Origin of the sequence: Ornatilinea apprima (assembly GCF_001306115.1) — a bacterium.
Lineage (GTDB): Bacteria > Chloroflexota > Anaerolineae > Anaerolineales > Anaerolineaceae > Ornatilinea > Ornatilinea apprima.
Map to the genome: position 1 here is coordinate 1 of NZ_LGCL01000045.1, position 17,656 is coordinate 17,656.

The following is a 17,656-nucleotide window of genomic DNA, read 5'->3' on the forward strand; positions in this document are numbered from 1 at the left end:
TCCAATGCTCAATGCCAGTCTTCAAAGGCCCTCATCAAAACAGGCCTTGGGCCATTGCACTCCATAAGGCAATCTATGGCCGCTGAGCTCTCTCTTTTCCAGATCTATGGATATTCGATACAGTAACTTTTACTTTGGATTCAAGCAATTTATACCGATCAGTAAGGAACGTCCTCCATCCGGTATACACTTCTGAATATTTGCTACAATAGAGGTAACCCGTCCCGCCGAGTGTCCCTTACCCTGGAGATGGAATGAAGAAAAAGAAGAAAATGGATGAATGCACCTGCTCGTTTGGTGCTGAGATCATAGAAAAACACCGCCAGGCTGTGGCCGCCGAAATTGATGGCGTTATTCAATCGGATGATATCGAATACATTCATCGCATGCGTGTCGCCACTCGCCGATTGCGCAGCGCCATTCCCCTCTTTCAGTCATGCTTCTCTAAAAATCAGGCCGCCGATTGGCTAAAACAATCCCGTGCTGTTACCCGCGCCCTCGGAGAAGCCCGTGACCTGGACGTGCAAATCGAAAAACTGGACCAGGCCATCGCAGCTGTGAAAACCGTCCAGTTTCGGCCGGGCATGCGCCGCCTGCGCCTGCGCCTCACGCAGAAACGCCTCTCCATTCACAACCACGTCATCGAAGCCATGCGCCAGCTTCAGGAGAGCCGCCTCTTGCCGCGCATTGAAACCACCCTGGCCCCTTACCTCGTCACGCCAACCGGCCAGCCCCCCAGCTTGCCCCTCTACCAGTTAGCCGCCCAGGCCATCACCCAGCGTCTCGATATTTTCCTGGCCTGCGAAGCCAGCATCTTTGACCCTAAAAACATCCACGAACTGCACCAAATGCGCATTGAGGCCAAACGCCTGCGCTACACCCTCGAAATCTTTGCCACCCTTTACCCCGGCGAATGTAAATCCGAACTGAAAGCCATCAAAAGCGTTCAGGAACTACTGGGCGACATTCATGATTGCGATGTGTGGACCGAGTTTCTGCCTGAATTCATCACTCAGGAGACCTATCGCGCACTGGAATACCACGGCCACACTCGCGCGATGAACATTCTGCGCCCTGGCCTGCAGCACTTTCTCCAGTTCCAGCAGCAGACCCGCGCCGAGCTTTACCAACGCTTCCTCGTGGAGTGGCAGTCCTGGCAGCAGGAAAACGTCTGGCCGCAATTGCGGCAGATCGTTTCCGCCCCGCTTGATGTTTACCCCAATGAGTCCGCAACGGACGCGCCGCGGGAACAGCCATGCGAATAGCCCTCATCGGAGATATCCACGCCAACCTCCCCGCTCTCGATGCTGTGCTTGCCCATGCGAATTCCCTGGGCATCACCCGCTTTTTGAACATTGGCGACATGGTGGGTTATAACGCCTTTCCCGAACAGGTTATTCAGCGCCTTCGTCAGCACAATGTAACCAGTATTCTAGGGAATTATGACCGGAAAGTGATTCAATTTCCTCAAAAGGGTGAAAAATGGAAGCAGACCAAACCCGGTCTCAAGTTGCAGGCGTTCCAATGGGCCTACGAACAACTCTCACCGGCCAGCCTGGCTTACCTGCATGCGCTGCCCGAGCAGCAAATCGTGGAAATTCAAGGCGTCTCTATTTTGCTCACCCACGGCAGCCCCGAATCGCGCAGTGAATATCTCACCCCGCTCACACCCCTTACCCGCCTGGAAGAGCTGGCCGCCATGACCAGCGCTCGCGTCATTGTCTGCGGCCATTCCCATGTCCCTTTCACCCGCCACGCAGCCGGGCATCTCTTCATTAATACCGGCAGCATCGGCCGCCCGGACGACGGCGACCCGCGCGCCAGCTACGCGGTTCTCAACATGGACGAAGGCAAGCTCACCGTAACCCACCACCGCCTGGAATATGATACCCACCTGGCGGCGCAGGCCATTCGCGGCCAAAACCTGCCCGAAGAATTTGCCCAAATGGTGCTGCTTGGCCGCAGCCTGGATTGGGTTCTTGCCAACAGCCTGCCGCCCATCCGCCCGGAATAGGTCAACTCATTTCCCCCTCTCTTTATCCGTCCGGCTGGGGATTCAATTAAAATCGATGATTTTCCCGGTAATCACAAAATTGGTGCGGATGCAAATATTGGAAACCCGGTCTGCCATGCGTTCCAGGTTGTGCCCCGCCCATAACAAGTGATTGGCCTGCTCATTATGGCTGCTGTCTTGCGCGGTCAGCGACATCAAATCGTGGTACAACGCCTGGTATAAATTGTCCACGGCGGTATCTTCCCGTGGAATTTTCAACGCCAGATCCTGATCGCACTTAATGAATGCTTCCACACCGCGTTCCAACATGCTCAACGCCCGATCTTTCATTTCTGGCAGATACTGCACCGGTTCCAGAAACGGCTCTTTGCCAATCAGCAGGTTGATCTTCGCGATGCCTTTCGCATAATCCCCCATCCGCTCCAGATCGGTGATCACTTCCAAAGTGGAAGCCAACAGACGCAAATCATCTGCCAGCGGCTGCTGGGTAGAAATCAACAGCAGGCAGGCATATTCAATCTCAATGCGTTTATCATTGATCAGGAAATCATTGCGGTAAATGGATTCTGAAGCACGAAAGTCTTTGCGCATCAGCGCGCCAAGCGCGGCCGTGGTGGCTCGCTGCACCATGCCGTGCAAGAAAAGCACATCGTTCTTGATGGCCAGAATTTTCTTGTCCAGCGAATTGCGCGGCATACGGCAAACAACCTGACGGGCGGCTAACCAAAACGCCCGGAGATATACTCTTCGGTTAATTTTTGACGCGGATTGGTGAAAATCTCCTCAGTCGGCCCATATTCCACCAAATATCCCGCCCGGTCTTCACCCATGTGAAAGAAAGCCGTGAAATCCGATGAGCGCGCCGCCTGCTGCATGTTATGAGTAACAATCACGATTGTGTAGTTTTCTTTGAGCGTTTGCATCAGCTCTTCAATATGCAGCGTGGCCAGCGGATCCAGTGCCGAGGCCGGCTCGTCCATTAAAATCATTTCCGGTTCCACGGCCAGCGCGCGGGCAATGCACAAGCGCTGCTGCGCCCCGCCCGAAAGGGCCAACCCCGATTTGTTCAAATCGTCTTTGACCTCATCCCACAACGCGGCGGCCCGCAGGCTGCGCTCCACAATATCGTTCAAATCACTTGTGTTCTTAATCCCATGCATGCGCGGACCGTAGGCCACATTATCATATACCGACTTGGGAAACGGGTTTGGCCGTTGAAAGACCATACCCACGCGCCGGCGCAAATCGACCACATTGATGTCAAACAGGTTTTCTTCATCCATGTACATTTCACCGTGCGTGCGCACACTGGGAATTAGATCATTCATCCGGTTAATCGAGCGCACAAAAGTACTCTTTCCACAGCCTGAAGGGCCAATGATCGCCGTGATGCGATTCTCAGGGATGTCCAGGGTGATATTGTTCAACGCCTGGAAATTTCCGTAGTACAAATTAAAATCAATCACCTTCAATTTTGTTTCAAGAGTCATCCATTTCACCTGTTTATTCTAAGGTCAGCGGCTGACCGCGAGCGCCACCCGCCAATAGGTAAATTATAACTGGCATTTTCAATCCTGGGCGGTTTAATCCTCCAATCGCGCTTCACACCATGCCGCCTATCCCCCATCAAAACACCGCTGTGAAACCCGCATTAGTGATACAATTCCCAGCGACAAACCCCACCCGGAGGAAAACGTGATCGCCTCAGCCGCCCAAAAAGTTACCCGCAATATCCAAAAAGTGATTGTCGGCAAAGAACAATCCATACAGCTGCTGTTAACCGCCGTACTGTGTGAAGGCCACGTCCTCCTTGAAGACGTCCCCGGCACCGGTAAAACCACCCTGGCGCGCGCCCTGGCCGCCTCGCTTGGCTGCTCCTTTCAGCGCATCCAGTTCACTCCCGACCTGCTGCCTTCCGATGTAACCGGCCTGAGCTGGTTCAACCAAAAAACCCAGGAATTTGAATTTCGTCCCGGCCCCATCATGAGCCAGGTCGTTCTTTCAGATGAAATTAACCGCGCCACTCCGCGCACCCAATCGGCCCTGCTCGAAGCCATGCAAGAGCGCCAGGTAACCGCCGATGGCGCCTCGCGCCCGCTGCCGCGCCCGTTTCTTGTGCTGGCCACCCAAAACCCGGTCGAGTTGGAAGGTACCTTTCCACTCCCCGAAGCACAGCTCGACCGCTTTTTGATTAAAGTCAACCTGGGCTATCCCTCTCTGGATGAAGAAAACCATATCCTCGAACGCTTCCGTGCCGAAGACCCGCTGGAAAGCTTGCAGCCTGTTGTTTCCGCCGCCGAAATCCTCGACCTCATCCAGGAGCGCAAGCAGGTGCGCGTCGAAGACTCCCTCCGCGACTACATTGTGCGCGTCGCCCGCGCCACCCGCGAGAATAACGACATCCAGCTCGGCGCCAGCCCCCGCGCCACCCTCGCCCTTTACCAGACCGCGCAAGCCTGGGCCGCCATCCAGGGCCGCGATTACGTTCTCCCGGATGATGTTAAGCTGCTAACCCCGGTTGTCCTCAGCCACCGCCTGATCATCTCCGCCCAGGCACAGCTGCGCGGACGCACCGCCGAACAACTCATTGATGATATTGTCAGCGCCGTGCCCGTGCCGGTTGAGGCCTGACATGTCTCTTCATCGCTCCTGGCCCATATTCGTCACCCTGTTCCTTGCCGGCGCGATGCTGCGCCAGGAATGGCTGGTCATTTTTTCCGGAGCGTTCCTCCTCATTTTGCTTGCTGCTTCTCTATCGCGGCGTTTTGCCTTTCGCGGCGTAACTTACCGCCGTCATTGGCATTATCGCCGCGGCTTCCCCGGCGAAGAAACCACACTTCGTGTGGAGATCGAAAACCGCAAACTGCTGCCGCTCACCTGGCTGCGCGCCAGCGACCAATGGCCCCTCGACGCCGCACCGGTGGATAAAAACGCGCTTTCACCCTCGAATATCGCCGGTCAGGGGCAGCTTGTCAACGCCCTCAGCCTTAAACCTGACGAAAAAGTTACCCGTACCTACCCCCTCCGCTTTCGTAAGCGCGGAGTTTACACCGTTGGCCCCGTAGACCTGGAAACCAGCGATATTTTCGGCCTGGCACCTCTGGAAAAACGCCTGTCGTATCCCGAAACCCTGACTGTCTTCCCGCAAATCCTGCCTCTCAACGCCCTGCGCCTTCCGGCGGACGACCCCTTTGGCGAACGCGCCGCGCCACGCCGTCTCTTCGAAGACCCCACCCAACCGATGGGCGTGCGCCCTTACCAACCCGAAGACGATTTCCGCCACGTGCACTGGCCGGCCACCGCACGCTCTGGCGCTGTGCAGGTCAAAGTCTACCAACCGGTTACCTCGCACGTCCTCACCGTCTGTCTCAATGTCAGCACGTCATACCACGCCTGGCTTGGCACCAATCAGCACCTTCTCGAAGCGCTGATCAATGTCGCCGCCTCCGCCTGCTATCACGCCTTCAACAGCGGTTGCTCGGTTGGTTTGGTTTCCAACGGCTGTCTATCGCACGCCGACCGCCCCTTCCAGATTGCCCCAGGGCGCTCGTCCAACCAGCTTGCCACGCTGCTGCAATCGCTGGCTGCCGTTACGGTCTACACAACCGCACCGTTTGAAGATTTTCTTATCCGCAGCCTTCCAAAAATCCCCTACGGCTCAACGCTGATGATTGTTACCGCTTTATTGCCTGACTCGCTGGTGGAATCGCTGATGCGCCTAAAAAAATACCGCCCGCACACCACTCTCATCTCCCTTGCCGAAAGCGCGCCCCCCACCTTGCCCGGCATTCAAACCATCCACCTGCCCTATTCTGAAGATTTGCTGGCCCATGCTCACTAATCTTTCTACTCGTCTCGCTTCTAAACTCAGCCTCCGTCTGTGGAGTGAAATGGCCCTGCACCTGCTGCTGGCCATGTATGCCGTGTGGGTTTCGGCCTGGTATCGGCAACTTGTCGCGCCGCAAGCCTCAAGTTGGGCAATGGGGCTTATCTGGCTGCTGGTGCTCGCCGGGGGATATTGGCTCTCACGCGGGCTCGAAAAACTGCAGGACCGACCTGTCTTGCAGCGCTCCGCCGCCCTGCTGTGGATGGTCAGCATTATTTTCCTCACAGCGTTTCTGCTTCTTTTTCTCCCCTTGCGAGAAACACTTACCATGCAGCGCTGGATGGAATGGGCGTTCTCTACCACCGAAAATTTCAACCGCGTCCTCGCGCACCTGGTGATCTTCGGCCTCAGCGCCTGGCGCTCCCTCGACCTGGGACAGCGTGTTTTCAGCCGCGAATTCATTGAGAAAGAATTTCAACTGGGCAGCTTCGCCCTTCTCTTTTTCGGACTGATCTACTCTTCACAGCCCTCCTCCGCTCTGCTCATCCGCTTTGCCGCTTTTCTCTTCCTCGGCTTGCTCGCCCTCAGTATCGCGCGCATCGCCGAACAGGAAGCCGTGCGCGGAGGGCGCCTGCCCCGCTTTGCTTCGATTTGGCCACCTCTTCTTTTCGGGCTGGCTGTTCTGATTTCACTGACGGCGCTGCTCATCTCCATCTACGCCGCCCTACCCATCGCCTCGGTGCTGGCGCAAGCCGCCCTGCTGCTGCTCTCCGGGCTGGCGCTGCTCATCATCCTCATCCTTTCTCCGGTGCTGGCTCTCATCCTCGAAGCCGCGTACCGCTTCGGCCAAAAAGTCTTTGGTGATGTTCCTGACCTGATCCCTTACTCTGCCGCGCAGCAAGCCGCCGACCAGATGCTTGATACCGGCCAGCAGGCACTCGATATGGTCTCCACGCAAAACGGCCGGCCAGTCTTGTTCATCGCCGCCGTGCTCTTCCTCATTGTCCTGATTTTTTTGAGCTTGCGCTTTCGCTATTACCGCCGCCAGCTGCGCGCCGAAGAGCAAACAGACCGCGTAAGAACGGCGCGCGCCTTGCGAACAGAGCGCCAATCTCCCACCTCCACGGCCGCCAGTCGGTGGATCTCTCCACGCAAGGCCCTCGCCGCCGCGCGCATTCGCCTCGCCTACGCGCGGCTCATTGAGCTGAGTGAGCGCCTTGGGCACCCGCGCCCCCCCGCTGCCACCCCTGCCGAATTCCTACCCACGCTCCAGCTGCTCTTTCCAGACCATTCTGCTGACCTGGACTTGATGACCCATGCCTACCAGAAAGTGCGCTACGGCCAAATGCCCGAAACCCAGGCCGAAGTAGACAGCGTGCTTCAGGCCTGGAAACAGATCCAAAAAAGGGGAAATCAGATGGTTAAGCAGATGCACGCGAAGAAATAAAAAAAAAACCTGATCTTTCCCGCCGGCAGCCCCCTCCGTCCCGGTGGTCAGACAAGCCAGCTACCTCTTCAACGGCGACGGCCGCCTGGCCCGGACTACCATATTGGCATCCGATTCAAATTACCCAGGCAACCATCCGTTAACCTGACACGCCGCAAAAAAAGAAAGAAAAGTGAAGAAGCCCTCTCAATCACGGTCTGCCCGTGATGCAAACACGCGCTGGTAAACATCCAGACCAAAACTGGTTTGCAGCGGTTCTCCTTCATAGAGCTTAAAGGTCCGCCCCCCATCGGTTTGCCGGTCTGCTCGCAAAAAGATCGAAGTCAACGAGCCTTCTTCAAACATACTTTGGGCAAAATCAAATAAGTGGGTTACAAAAAATACTTTCACCTTGCGCTCTACCAGAGCGCGCACAATTTGCCTGGCAATTTCCGACCCTTCCCGCTCATTGGTCGCGGCAAATGATTCATTAAACAACACCATCGAATGCTCTGCTAAGTGCCCAGCAATCGTATTCATGCGCGACAATTCCTCATCCAATTTTCCGCTTTTCATTGTGGTGTCTTCTTCACGCTTAAAATGGGTGAAAAGTCCTTCGCAAAGGTTTGCGCGGTACGAAATCGCTGGCACAAACATACCGTTTTGCATCATAAGCTGAGCCAGCCCAATGCTCCGCAAGAAAGTTGATTTTCCGCCCTGGTTGGCGCCGGTGATAATCAACAGATCTTTCCGGTCAGCTTCCAGGTCATTTCCAATCACTTTCTGCTGAAGATTCAACGCCAGGCACATGTCATACAAACCCTCAAAACATAGCTCGCGCTCCTCAGATCGCGCCGGGACAGGAAACGTGGCCGGTTCGCCCATCTGGCCCAACTGCTCATAAAGATTCATGCAGCCCAGGTAAAAGGCTAGCTCGGTTCTCAACAAAACCAGGAAATTGAGAATATGATCACAAGACTGTGCCAGCGCGTTGGCCACCAGGTTGATGCCGCGTTCGCGCAGCTCAGAAAGGGCTCTCGATCCGGCTTCGTCGCGATCGGCAATGGTATAGGAAAACTCTGGCGGTTGAATGGTGAACAGGCGATCAAACCAATTCGAATGATTTTCGGGCGGTTTGCGAAGAACGTAGTTGATTCCTTTGTTTGCCTGCCCCAGTTCCGCGCTGATCCAAACCCCATCACGGAATTTCAGTACGCGCAGGTGATTCTGAATTTCAAGAAAATAGGCGTCACTCAGCTCTCTTTGCAGCATCGCAAACAGGGTTTGAAATCCCTGCGAGTCAAATTGCGCGCCATACGTTTCAGATATGGCTCGCAGACGCTTTAATGTATCAGAGAACAACTGCAATACCTCAATGGAGCGGCTCAGAATCGAATCGGGAAATTTACAGAAGAACCCAAAATAGGCTTTCTTCTCTTTCTCGATCGCGTCGAGAGCAATATGGTATATTTCACGCACAATAGAAGGGTTTTTTAAGCAATCCTTCAGAATCGCCTGCCGATACAAAACTCTTTCCACGGTCATGGGCGCGTCACTCAACAACGCTTTGGTGGCAACCTCCAGCAGATATTTATCACCGCCGGCCATCGCGTTGAAAAGAAAATCAAGCTCCAGGTCCTGAACCAGAAAATCTTGATTGGTTCGCTGGGGACCTTTGAGATCAAAATCGCGGTCATTGAACATGAGATAAGCTTTCATGACTTGATCCGCTCCTTCAGATGCTGGTAGGTAAGGTGATATTTTTCCACAATGGAAATGGCATAAGAAATCCCATCTGCATCTCTGCGAATAATCTTGAATGTCCGCTGGTTGGAATCTTCCGGGGTCACAGTGCTGACCATGCTGATTGTTTTTTCGCCTAACCTTGATAATTCATCAATGAACGTAACGCACACGCACAACATATCAAGGTCAATGATTTCTTTAAAAATTAGCTTGCTTAACACAACCGCATCCTTGAGTGTGGTAGAAGTAAAAATTTCATTCATAATGATGAGGCTGTTGGGAGTGGCTTGTTCCAGAATCTCATGAATTCGTACCAAATCATCTTGCAGTTTACCGCTCTGGTTACTAATGGTTTCTTCCTTCTCAAAATGAGTGAAAAGCTGATCGTACAAAAACAACTTTGCCGCGCTGCCAGGAACCGGGCATCCTAAACTGGCCAGGTAATGTAATTGCCCAAAAGCGCGGGCAAACGTGGTTTTTCCGCCCTGATTCGGACCAGATACCACAATTATTCTCTCCTTGCCTTTCAGCTCAAAGTCATTACAGACCACCATCGCGTTTTCGCGGTTTAGATTATGCGCCAACGCCAGGTCAAAACTATCGCGGCTTAAAATTTCTTTGCTTTCCGTGGAAATCTCAGGATAGCAAAAACTCAATCCAATTTTCTTAAACGTCCCCATGTACTCCAGATACGAAATGTAAAACTGGATTTCTCGATCAAAATTACCGATCACTTCATCGATAAAACTCAAATTTTCACTGCAAAAGGTCGCCAGGCTGGTAAAAATTTCGGGGTGAAGCTGGGCCACCATTTCCAGCACTTTGGCTTCGACATGGTTCATATCGGGGCGGTCTGTAAGCGTTACCCGGTAATCTTTCACAGCACCCTGCTTGAATTTCTCAAAGGTTTGAATCACTTCTTCGCTATAATCGCTTGCTGGCTCTAATTTGCGTACTTTGATGGTCGTGCCTTTAATAATCAACGTATAGCAAACAGACGCCAGGTCGTCTTCCAGCGTTTTTGTTTCCCGCAACAAGCGCTTAAACCGTTCAGAATTCACATAATCATTCAGGTAATTTCTAAAGCCGATCAATCCCTGAGCACCCAATTGAACTTGAGATAGATCTTCTTTCAGTCTCAATACGGTTTCGCAATAAACCTGCACCGCGTCTAAAAACCATCGCTGCGCCTGCAGCTCATAATACGCCTTGCCCGCCCGGGTCAAAAAACCTCTCACCGTCACCATTCCACTGGCAAATGCTTGAACATTTCCAAAAAGAACTGAGTCGCCCAAGTCCTGCATAACCGCGTGGCGGTATTCAATGGTTTTAATATTCTTCAATGGTGTGTAAAAAAAGGGAGCCAGTTGATAATCTTTTTTCTTTGCGGTAATTACCTCTACAACCTGATCCAAGTTGAGATCAGAAAAGAATACTGGCATCTCGGTTGCAATCTCAGGGACCGGTGATTCATTGGTATCAAATAAAATACTTTGAAAAGACATGCTCTACCATACCTCGCAAGACGTTAATCGCAATCCAGCTAGAGAAAAAAAGTAGCCTCTACCTAGATCAAATCTGGTAGAGGCCATCAGCTTATCAGCGTTTGGTTCAAGAGCGAGCCTCATCGCTCAATCATCATTCTACCCAAAATCAATAAGCGGGTCAAGGAAATGTCGAACGACCTCATTAAAATAAGAATTGATAAAGAATCGATCTCGTTGCCTTGACCCAGGTATCTGTAAGCCCTATAATCAGGGGCAAGCGATGAGGCTCGCTTTCGGTTTGAGAATCGCCATGTATGGCTGATAGCCTCTACCCTGAATGAACGCGTGGTAGAGGTTTTTTTATGCCAATTTTCCCAAACGAATTTGAACAAACCCTATTATCTCGCGATATTTCGTTAAACCCTTCTCAAAAAAGGTATTTGCGTACAACTCTCCTCTCTTTTGAGAAATCGCTGCGGTTAATCTCGCGGCTTTTGGTGGAAGATGAATCGGGGATTCTTTATTCCAGGACGTCTGCTTTTTCTCCTGCTGAGATACAGACCCTTAACGAAAAAATCGCGGCCGCTTTCGAGGTGTTGCAGAAATTCACTTCCGTGCTGGAGATAGAGTCCAGAACCGAAGACCCGTTGAAAACCATCCAAGCCCAATTGAGTCTCAGCTGGGTGGGGTTAGAGGACTGCCACGCAAAACAGGTGCGCAGCTATGGAAAACTCAACGATGCGACTGCCGATACCATCGACCAGGGGATTGAACAGCTCATTCAAACATTGCTTGAATTGATGCAAATCACCTCCGGCAGCCAGTTGGATGACCCCAGTATTCCAGCCTATTTCGAGAATGATGATGAATAAACCCAATTCCACCCCATCGGAAACAATTGAGATTTCGCTTGACCCACAAACGAAATCTGAGCTGGATGAATATGTGGGCGCGAAAAACTGGTCACTATCAGAAGGGTATCGAATTGTCTTGGGGGCGGGGCTTGGATACTTGCGCAGTAATGAGCTGTTTGAAACAGTGCAAGAAATCGGCATCCCGCAAGACCAGCCATCCATTGTTGCCCGCCTGGTAAGAGCTGAATCCTCCCTGGCTTCCATGCGCTTCCGCATGTTTGAACTTCAAAAAGCCAATCACGATTGGGAAAATTCGCTAGGCGCTATTCACAATCAGAATATGGGCTTTCGCAGCATCGTTAAGCGCCAAAAGCAGGAAATATGGGAATTGAACCAAAAAATGAAGGAAATGGAACAACAACTTGCAGACATTGAGCAATTAACAGTATGCAGCCCACGACCCGATACAGACTTGACTGGCGCTCAAGACAACCAAGCAACGAAATGGTGGCATCGAATTTTCAAGAGAACTTGACACCACAGCAAGGCAGGTTAGAATTAAAAAAGCGATGAGGCTCGCTTGAGATGTAATCAAACCGCCGTTTTTGGCTGATAGCCTCTGTCTTATTCAAAGACGAAGACAGAGGCTATTATTCTAAATGGCACCCAAAATGAACGCAAATCAAAGGATGGAACACCAACAAATCTACTTGATCCGCTCAGCCTACGACCTCGCTGACGCCTTATGGATGGCTCCGGAAATCAATCTTTTATTTATGCAAAGAAAAAAAGAAACGGTAGAACGATGGAAAGAATCCATTCACGCACTTCTGGACAAAATGGATCAAGTCTTCATTGAAACCTGTTCCATTCCAGTGTTTCAAGTGGGGCTTCACGCGAACCTGGATGATCTGCCGCAAAAAGCGACCAACGGGGCGGTTGAGCATGACCTGCCCCTACCAATCCTGGAAGCCACCAAAAAATTGGGGTGGGCGCTTCGCGATTACATCAATGCCATGCGACCCGCCGATGCGACCAATATTGCAAAACCCGAAGAAGGTGTTTCACAAGCAATGATTACTGAACTATGCCAAAGGATGGTCGAATTGATCTTCACTGAGGTCAGTATTCAGCCCAAAGATCTTGCCTAATCAATGAACAAGTTACAAACCATATTTTTTCACACCAAAGGAGTAGTCTAATGGAAAGCACAATTGAATACGTACATGCCAGAGAAATCCTGGATTCACGCGGCAACCCAACTGTCGAAGTTGAAGTCAGCCTGGAAAGCGGTGCTTTTGGACGCGCGGCTGTGCCTTCAGGCGCCTCAACCGGCATCCATGAAGCCCTGGAACTGCGCGATGAGGATAAAAGCCGCTATAACGGCAAAGGTGTTCTTAAAGCGGTTGAGCACGTCAATACAGAGATCGCAGACACCATTCTGGGAATGGATGCCCTGGACCAATCTGCCGTAGATAAAGCCATGCTTGATAAAGACGGCACGCCCAATAAGAGTAAATTTGGCGCCAATGCCATTTTGGGCGTCAGCCTGGCCGTTGCTCGGGCTGCCGCCGACGAAGTTGCGCTGCCGCTTTACCGGTATTTGGGCGGCGTTACCGCCAAACTGTTGCCGGTTCCGATGTTTAACATCCTCAACGGCGGCGTGCATGCTAACTGGCAGGGCACCGACCTGCAAGAATTTATGATCGCTCCGGTTGGCGCGCCCAATTTCCGCGAAGCGGTGCGTTGGGGTAGCGAGGTCTACCATGCCCTCAAAGGCGTGCTAAAAAGCAGCGGCTATACCACCGGTGTTGGAGATGAAGGCGGCTTTGCCCCTGCGCTTAAGACCAACGCAGAAGCGGTTGAGGTCATCCTCAAAGCCATCGAAAAAGCTGGCTACAAACCCGGCGAACAGATCGCTCTGGCGCTCGACCCCGCCTCCAGCGGTTTTTATGAAGATGGGTTATATAACCTGCGAACCGAGGGCAAGAAAGTTACCTCCGCAGAAATGGTTGCCATGTATGCCGATTGGGTGAAAAAATACCCGATTGTCGTCCTTGAAGACGGCCTTGCCGAAGACGATTGGGAAGGATGGAAACTGCTCAACCAAACCATTGGCGACAAAATTGAGCTGGTTGGTGACGACCTGTTTGTTACCAATGTAGAGCGCGTCTCTCGCGGCATTCGCGAAAACGTGGCCAACGCCGTATTGATCAAACTCAACCAGATTGGTTCCATCAGCGAGACCATCGCCACCATTGAAATGGCGCGCAAAGCCGGCTGGGGTTCCATGGTTTCTCACCGATCCGGCGAAACCATCGACAGCTTCATTGCCGATTTCACCGTTGCCATGAGCACCGGCCACCTGAAGACTGGCGCCCCCTGCCGCGGCGAGCGGGTGGAAAAATACAACCAGTTAATGCGCATCGAGGAAGAGCTTGGCGAAGCGGCAGTATATGCCGGCCGCAAAGCATTTGTTCGCTAGTACATAATTCAAACCACATCCAGAGGCAGGTGTTCCCCCTGCCTCTGGGTGGCTTTTCTGTTATCCAGCCAGATATTTTTAATGGTCACTTTTTTCTGCCCAAACTGCTGGACTTCCATTCCAGAAGAGACTGAAATTTGCCCGCATTGTGGATATGAACTGAAACAATTCGGTTCTTTAACCTACGAAGATAAATTATTAGCTGCGCTGCATCACAGCGTACCCGAACGGCGCATTATGGCCGCACAAATCCTGGGGAATCGAGGTTGCGAGCAAGCGCTCCCGATTTTTTTGGACATTCTCCAATCCGGTGAAAGCAATTATTTTCTGCTTCGCGCGATCCTGATGGCTGCAATCAAGATCAACAGCCCGCTCCGCTTGGAGGTGCTTACACAGGCTTCCCACCACGACTCATTGTTGGTTAAAAAACTGGCATCGGAAATGTTGACCCAGCTCAACAATAACCAGGCCCCTCAAAAATGGGACCGCAATACCGGATAACACGAACCTCATTCATCGTTTTGCTGTCAAATCACGCGCAACGAAATGATCTAGTTGCTGGAATCCGGCTCACCAGTATGCGATGAGAGTGAACAAGGATTGTTTGAGACTATTCAATTGGTTGAGTAAAACCTCTTTATAGAAGAACTTGGCGTTACTGGTTACCTTTACCGGATTGTAACGCATAATTTTTGAACACAGATGGCTGGTTCCCATCTCAGTATCCAGGCCTTCATGCCGGATGAAACCATCAATTTCTTTACAAATCAACGGCAAAGAAATCTTTTCTCCATTACTGATAACCCGACCTTCAACCTTAACGATAGGCAATTGCGCACCAGAGGGGAAAGCAGGACAGTTTGGGTCGAATAAATCAAAATAATTAACCTGTGCCAGGTCTCCATAACGCGCCTTGATTTGTCCTGCAAGCCATTCTGCCACTTCGCGCCAGCTGTCTTTAATCCCGTCTTTGCACGCAATCGGAGCGGCAATGATCTCTAGACAAATGCTCGAATTGTTCATCCGCAGCATCCTTGCCCTGAACCAGACGAACAGAAGGAAGATGGTGCAGCAACCCCATTGCGATCTCCACCTCGGACAACCATCACCCCACTGATTACCTGACGCGTTTTTGGGCTTGCGCATTTCGGGCATACTGGCTGTAAACCCTGCTCTTTCTCCGCAAACGAAGCGCGAACGTCAAAGCTTTGTCCGCACAAATCACAAGAATACGCATAAATGGGCATAGAATTTCCTTTCCACCTCATCGCTTATTCACAAAAAATGTCTATGAGTGTTGTGATTCTGGCAGTAGATTAACAGCCTCCAGAACGCCTGGTTAACGAAGCAAAATCAACTCCCAGCAAGCTGCTGATTTCCTGGTTCACCTCCCTCAAAAAAAAACTGCCTTTTCCAGCGCATAAACGCGTTCCTGGACAGTTTCATTTGTTGCTACTTGTACTTGTAAATCGCGAAAGCGTTGCGCATCTGTATCAGAAAAATGACCAGCTACGTGATCGGCGTGAATTTTCTGTTGCAAACTTATAAATCCTTCACAAGTCGGAGTGCCGCAACATCCGCGTTCAACTTCTCTTGCGCAGCCTTTACGCGCAAAAATGATTCGGATTGGCGTAGATGGGTGGTCAGATTCATGGTGGCTTCCATCATCGCCACAGGAATTTCATCACTGAAGCTCTTTGATGTATTTTCATTATCCACAGCAGCCTCCCGTCCGACATGAAGTGCCATAATCTAATCCAATCTCCGTTGATATCAAATCGCCAAGAGATTGAGAGATTGCAACCAACTCACGCTGAGCCTGGAGATAGCTCATCACCGTAGGCTTACTGTAAAACAAGTCCTGAAGATGTAGCAATTCCTGCCGCTCTTCATCACTTAAAGAATTAAGCATGATTAAAGCTTTCAAGGATGCTTGTTTTTTCTGAAAGTCCTCCAGGGCCTTCTGTGCTGCGGAATCATTGCGAAGAGCTTGAAATGCCCGCTCAAAGCTCTGATATTCAGCCAACTCAGAAAATGCCTCGGCAAACTGCCTGGCTGCCTGCATTGTTACTAATCTCGGCGAGACCTCTAGTTCATTCAATCGGTCCTCCATACTTTATCCATGCTCCATGATCTAGAACGAATTAATCCTGATACACTTGACTACCCAGTTCGGCAAGCATTTTCAAGCCCATAATTTCCTTTGGTAAAAGGGGAATTTGCGCCAGTTGCTTTTCAATGCGGTTACTTCTATTTTGATTGCAGCGTTGACCCCTAATTTTTCATGATTGCCAGAGAGCTGGAAAGATAGAAGGTGAGTAGCTCTTGCACCAATTGCTAAAACTCAAAGACCAAAATTCCTTTTCTAAATTCAATTAGTGACATTTGTCACGATAGTTTTTTTATCTTAATTGATATAATAAATCTTGTTAGATATTCGTTTTTACGAATATTACTAATAATATTAATCATAAGGAGCAAAACAATGGACATTTCCGTAACCAAATCAATTGATGAACGTGGAGAGGTTTGCCCGGTGCCGGATGTGGATGCGAAGCGCGCCCTGGCAAAAATGAACTCGGGTGACATTTTGGAAGTTTTAATTGACTACCCACTCTCCAAAGAGCGCATTCCTGCGAATGCCACAAAAGATGGGCATGAAGTTTTGGCCATTGAAGAAACCGGCACCAGCGAATGGCGAATTTTGATAAAAGTTAAATAACTTGCATTCGCTCTTTTTTCAAAATCCATTTTTCAATCGTTTCGAGATGGACAATTTGAAGCTTTTTTGGAATAACAGAAAGGGATTATGCTTTATGAGTATTCTTTTGGGTTTATTAACAGGTGTGGCGTTTGGTTTTGTTCTTCAAAGAGGCCGCGTTTGCTTTAATTCTGCTTTTCGCGATCTGCGCATGATGAAGGACAATTTTATGTTCAAAGCCGGATTGCTGGCAATCGCCGTTCAGATTATCGCTTTCCTTGCAATGTCTCAATTGGGTTTAATCCACCTGAATCCCAAACCGCTCAACTTAATTGGCTCCATTGTGGGTGGTTACATTTTCGGGTTAGGCATGGTGTTGGCGGGTGGTTGCGCCAGCGGTACCACTTATCGCATCAGTGAAGGAAATACCACTGCCTGGTTGGCCGGCCTTGTTTATGGTATTTTCGCTTGGGCGACGCAATCTGGTTTCCTCAGCCCATTAATGAAAGCGATAAGCCAATTCAACATCACCGTAGCACCCAATAGCGCGCTCTACCTGGGAGAACAAACCGGGCCAACTCTGGCAACCATGCTGAATATTAATCCCTGGATTGCAGGTTTAGTTGTGGCAGCTCTTCTCTTTGCCTATTTGTTTGGCACAAAAACTACTCCTCGCGACACAGCCACCTGGGGATGGATCAAAACCGGTCTACTGGTTGTGCCGGTTGCCATGTTTGGATTTTGGAGCAGCACCATTTCGGGACGCCCGTATGGGTTAGGAATCACTGGAGGCTGGATCAATATCTTAAAAGCGATTCAGACAAATGAGTTGCTCAATTGGGAAGGCGCTGAAGTTCTGGGTATTATGATTGGCGCTGGCATCACCGCGGTGATTTTCAAGGAATTCAAGCTGCGCGTTCCGAAAAACGGAAAAACGTTCCTTTATGTTGTCGCAGGCGGCGTATTAATGGGGTTTGGCGCAGTATTTGCGGGAGGCTGCAATATTGGTCATTTCCTCACTGGCATTCCTCAGTTAGCCATTAGTTCCATTGTTGCGGGCATTTTCTTCATTCTTGGCAACTGGACGATGGTACGCATCCTCTATGGCAAGAGCTAA

Annotated in this window: 21 protein-coding genes and 3 riboswitches; of the genes, 12 read left to right on the top strand and 9 right to left on the bottom strand. The window is 50.9% G+C overall.

Features of this window, described 5'->3' with window-relative positions; genetic code table 11:
- The first annotated feature begins 254 nt into the window (after positions 1 to 254).
- Entirely contained in the window at positions 255 to 1,265 is a 1,011-nt protein-coding gene (locus ADN00_RS18210; protein ID WP_075064434.1) for a CHAD domain-containing protein, read from the top strand.
- Positions 1,256 to 2,014 (top strand): metallophosphoesterase family protein, encoded by a 759-nt coding sequence (locus ADN00_RS18215; RefSeq protein WP_075064435.1) that lies wholly within the window; start codon positions 1,256 to 1,258, stop codon positions 2,012 to 2,014. Before ADN00_RS18210 ends, ADN00_RS18215 begins: the two co-directional genes overlap by 10 nt.
- A gap of 42 nt (positions 2,015 to 2,056) precedes the next feature.
- Here ADN00_RS18215 and phoU read toward each other — a convergent pair whose 3' ends face one another.
- Both phoU and pstB read right to left on the bottom strand, forming a co-directional pair.
- Positions 2,057 to 2,710 carry a phosphate signaling complex protein PhoU gene (phoU, locus tag ADN00_RS18220; protein WP_075064436.1) on the bottom strand — a complete coding sequence of 218 codons (654 nt, stop codon included), beginning with the start codon at positions 2,708 to 2,710 and terminating at the stop codon, positions 2,057 to 2,059.
- Between the two features lie 23 nt (positions 2,711 to 2,733).
- Positions 2,734 to 3,504 (bottom strand): phosphate ABC transporter ATP-binding protein PstB, encoded by a 771-nt coding sequence (gene pstB / locus ADN00_RS18225; protein WP_075064437.1) that lies wholly within the window; start codon positions 3,502 to 3,504, stop codon positions 2,734 to 2,736.
- Between the two features lie 205 nt (positions 3,505 to 3,709).
- Between pstB and ADN00_RS18230 the strand changes: the two genes are divergently transcribed.
- From ADN00_RS18230 to ADN00_RS18240, 3 genes are read left to right on the top strand one after another with little or no spacing between them, the layout of a single operon-like run.
- Positions 3,710 to 4,645 carry an AAA family ATPase gene (locus ADN00_RS18230; RefSeq protein WP_075064438.1) on the top strand — a complete coding sequence of 312 codons (936 nt, stop codon included), beginning with the start codon at positions 3,710 to 3,712 and terminating at the stop codon, positions 4,643 to 4,645.
- A 1-nt stretch (position 4,646) separates the two neighbouring features.
- Entirely contained in the window at positions 4,647 to 5,855 is a 1,209-nt protein-coding gene (locus tag ADN00_RS18235; RefSeq protein ID WP_075064439.1) for a DUF58 domain-containing protein, read from the top strand.
- Positions 5,845 to 7,287 carry a DUF4129 domain-containing protein gene (locus tag ADN00_RS18240; protein ID WP_082390414.1) on the top strand — a complete coding sequence of 481 codons (1,443 nt, stop codon included), beginning with the start codon at positions 5,845 to 5,847 and terminating at the stop codon, positions 7,285 to 7,287. The genes ADN00_RS18235 and ADN00_RS18240 overlap by 11 nt, the downstream gene beginning before the upstream one ends.
- 186 nt (positions 7,288 to 7,473) lie before the next feature.
- Here ADN00_RS18240 and ADN00_RS18245 read toward each other — a convergent pair whose 3' ends face one another.
- Both ADN00_RS18245 and ADN00_RS18250 read right to left on the bottom strand, forming a co-directional pair.
- Positions 7,474 to 8,985: a MutS-related protein gene (locus ADN00_RS18245; protein ID WP_075064441.1), complete on the bottom strand. Its 1,512-nt coding sequence runs from the start codon at positions 8,983 to 8,985 to the stop codon at positions 7,474 to 7,476.
- A complete protein-coding gene (locus ADN00_RS18250) occupies positions 8,982 to 10,517 on the bottom strand; it encodes a MutS-related protein (RefSeq protein ID WP_075064442.1) in 1,536 nt (511 codons plus the stop codon). Before ADN00_RS18250 ends, ADN00_RS18245 begins: the two co-directional genes overlap by 4 nt.
- A gap of 70 nt (positions 10,518 to 10,587) precedes the next feature.
- A riboswitch (Fluoride riboswitch) is annotated at positions 10,588 to 10,653 on the bottom strand.
- A gap of 113 nt (positions 10,654 to 10,766) precedes the next feature.
- A riboswitch (Fluoride riboswitch) is annotated at positions 10,767 to 10,837 on the top strand.
- Positions 10,838 to 10,939: 102 nt separating this feature from the next.
- Here ADN00_RS18250 and ADN00_RS18255 point away from each other — a divergent pair.
- The 5 genes from ADN00_RS18255 to ADN00_RS18275 all read left to right on the top strand — a co-directional run bounded on the left by ADN00_RS18255 (position 10,940) and on the right by ADN00_RS18275 (position 14,339).
- The gene (locus ADN00_RS18255) at positions 10,940 to 11,371 is read left to right on the top strand and encodes a hypothetical protein (RefSeq protein ID WP_152966416.1); all 432 of its coding nucleotides are present in this window, start codon (positions 10,940 to 10,942) and stop codon (positions 11,369 to 11,371) included.
- Positions 11,364 to 11,888 carry a hypothetical protein gene (locus ADN00_RS18260; RefSeq protein ID WP_075064444.1) on the top strand — a complete coding sequence of 175 codons (525 nt, stop codon included), beginning with the start codon at positions 11,364 to 11,366 and terminating at the stop codon, positions 11,886 to 11,888. The genes ADN00_RS18255 and ADN00_RS18260 overlap by 8 nt, the downstream gene beginning before the upstream one ends.
- Positions 11,889 to 11,909: 21 nt before the next feature.
- Positions 11,910 to 11,982, top strand: a riboswitch (Fluoride riboswitch).
- Between the two features lie 42 nt (positions 11,983 to 12,024).
- Positions 12,025 to 12,504, top strand: coding sequence for a hypothetical protein (locus ADN00_RS18265; protein ID WP_152966417.1), 480 nt, complete (start codon positions 12,025 to 12,027; stop codon positions 12,502 to 12,504).
- Positions 12,505 to 12,554: 50 nt separating this feature from the next.
- On the top strand, positions 12,555 to 13,838 hold the full coding sequence (gene eno, locus ADN00_RS18270; RefSeq protein ID WP_075064446.1) for a phosphopyruvate hydratase: 1,284 nt from the start codon (positions 12,555 to 12,557) through the stop codon (positions 13,836 to 13,838).
- Positions 13,839 to 13,919: 81 nt separating this feature from the next.
- On the top strand, positions 13,920 to 14,339 hold the full coding sequence (locus ADN00_RS18275) for a HEAT repeat domain-containing protein (protein WP_152966418.1): 420 nt from the start codon (positions 13,920 to 13,922) through the stop codon (positions 14,337 to 14,339).
- Positions 14,340 to 14,408: 69 nt separating this feature from the next.
- On the opposite strand, the gene ADN00_RS18280 is transcribed toward ADN00_RS18275, so the two are convergent.
- The 5 genes from ADN00_RS18280 to ADN00_RS18290 all read right to left on the bottom strand — a co-directional run bounded on the left by ADN00_RS18280 (position 14,409) and on the right by ADN00_RS18290 (position 15,939).
- The gene (locus ADN00_RS18280) at positions 14,409 to 14,861 is read right to left on the bottom strand and encodes a hypothetical protein (protein WP_075064448.1); all 453 of its coding nucleotides are present in this window, start codon (positions 14,859 to 14,861) and stop codon (positions 14,409 to 14,411) included.
- Positions 14,858 to 15,106 carry an FmdB family zinc ribbon protein gene (locus ADN00_RS20640; protein WP_075064449.1) on the bottom strand — a complete coding sequence of 83 codons (249 nt, stop codon included), beginning with the start codon at positions 15,104 to 15,106 and terminating at the stop codon, positions 14,858 to 14,860. Before ADN00_RS20640 ends, ADN00_RS18280 begins: the two co-directional genes overlap by 4 nt.
- A gap of 125 nt (positions 15,107 to 15,231) precedes the next feature.
- Entirely contained in the window at positions 15,232 to 15,378 is a 147-nt protein-coding gene (locus ADN00_RS20080) for a hypothetical protein (protein WP_160317566.1), read from the bottom strand.
- A 2-nt stretch (positions 15,379 to 15,380) separates the two neighbouring features.
- Positions 15,381 to 15,557 carry a hypothetical protein gene (locus ADN00_RS19900; protein ID WP_160317567.1) on the bottom strand — a complete coding sequence of 59 codons (177 nt, stop codon included), beginning with the start codon at positions 15,555 to 15,557 and terminating at the stop codon, positions 15,381 to 15,383.
- A complete protein-coding gene (locus ADN00_RS18290; RefSeq protein WP_160317568.1) occupies positions 15,550 to 15,939 on the bottom strand; it encodes a YlbF family regulator in 390 nt (129 codons plus the stop codon). The genes ADN00_RS19900 and ADN00_RS18290 overlap by 8 nt, the downstream gene beginning before the upstream one ends.
- Before the next feature lie 384 nt (positions 15,940 to 16,323).
- Between ADN00_RS18290 and ADN00_RS18295 the strand changes: the two genes are divergently transcribed.
- Positions 16,324 to 16,560 (top strand): sulfurtransferase TusA family protein, encoded by a 237-nt coding sequence (locus ADN00_RS18295; RefSeq protein WP_075064451.1) that lies wholly within the window; start codon positions 16,324 to 16,326, stop codon positions 16,558 to 16,560.
- A 94-nt stretch (positions 16,561 to 16,654) separates the two neighbouring features.
- Complete coding sequence (locus tag ADN00_RS18300) at positions 16,655 to 17,656, top strand: YeeE/YedE family protein (protein WP_075064452.1); 1,002 nt, start codon at positions 16,655 to 16,657, stop codon at positions 17,654 to 17,656.

What these genes read in the sequence shown, in the direction of transcription:
- ADN00_RS18215 (WP_075064435.1), top strand. Translation starts at nt 1,256, where the DNA reads ATGCGAATAGCCCTCATCGGAGATATCCACGCCAACCTCCCCGCTCTC.
- ADN00_RS18245 (WP_075064441.1), bottom strand. Translation starts at nt 8,985, where the DNA reads ATGAAAGCTTATCTCATGTTCAATGACCGCGATTTTGATCTCAAAGGT.
- ADN00_RS18280 (WP_075064448.1), bottom strand. Translation starts at nt 14,861, where the DNA reads ATGAACAATTCGAGCATTTGTCTAGAGATCATTGCCGCTCCGATTGCG.
- ADN00_RS18250 (WP_075064442.1), bottom strand. Translation starts at nt 10,517, where the DNA reads ATGTCTTTTCAAAGTATTTTATTTGATACCAATGAATCACCGGTCCCT.
- phoU (WP_075064436.1), bottom strand. Translation starts at nt 2,710, where the DNA reads ATGCCGCGCAATTCGCTGGACAAGAAAATTCTGGCCATCAAGAACGAT.
- ADN00_RS18240 (WP_082390414.1), top strand. Translation starts at nt 5,845, where the DNA reads ATGCTCACTAATCTTTCTACTCGTCTCGCTTCTAAACTCAGCCTCCGT.
- ADN00_RS18300 (WP_075064452.1), top strand. Translation starts at nt 16,655, where the DNA reads ATGAGTATTCTTTTGGGTTTATTAACAGGTGTGGCGTTTGGTTTTGTT.
- ADN00_RS18275 (WP_152966418.1), top strand. Translation starts at nt 13,920, where the DNA reads ATGGTCACTTTTTTCTGCCCAAACTGCTGGACTTCCATTCCAGAAGAG.
- pstB (WP_075064437.1), bottom strand. Translation starts at nt 3,504, where the DNA reads ATGACTCTTGAAACAAAATTGAAGGTGATTGATTTTAATTTGTACTAC.
- ADN00_RS18265 (WP_152966417.1), top strand. Translation starts at nt 12,025, where the DNA reads ATGAACGCAAATCAAAGGATGGAACACCAACAAATCTACTTGATCCGC.
- ADN00_RS20640 (WP_075064449.1), bottom strand. Translation starts at nt 15,106, where the DNA reads ATGAGGTGGAAAGGAAATTCTATGCCCATTTATGCGTATTCTTGTGAT.
- ADN00_RS18260 (WP_075064444.1), top strand. Translation starts at nt 11,364, where the DNA reads ATGAATAAACCCAATTCCACCCCATCGGAAACAATTGAGATTTCGCTT.
- ADN00_RS18235 (WP_075064439.1), top strand. Translation starts at nt 4,647, where the DNA reads ATGTCTCTTCATCGCTCCTGGCCCATATTCGTCACCCTGTTCCTTGCC.
- eno (WP_075064446.1), top strand. Translation starts at nt 12,555, where the DNA reads ATGGAAAGCACAATTGAATACGTACATGCCAGAGAAATCCTGGATTCA.
- ADN00_RS18295 (WP_075064451.1), top strand. Translation starts at nt 16,324, where the DNA reads ATGGACATTTCCGTAACCAAATCAATTGATGAACGTGGAGAGGTTTGC.
- ADN00_RS18210 (WP_075064434.1), top strand. Translation starts at nt 255, where the DNA reads ATGAAGAAAAAGAAGAAAATGGATGAATGCACCTGCTCGTTTGGTGCT.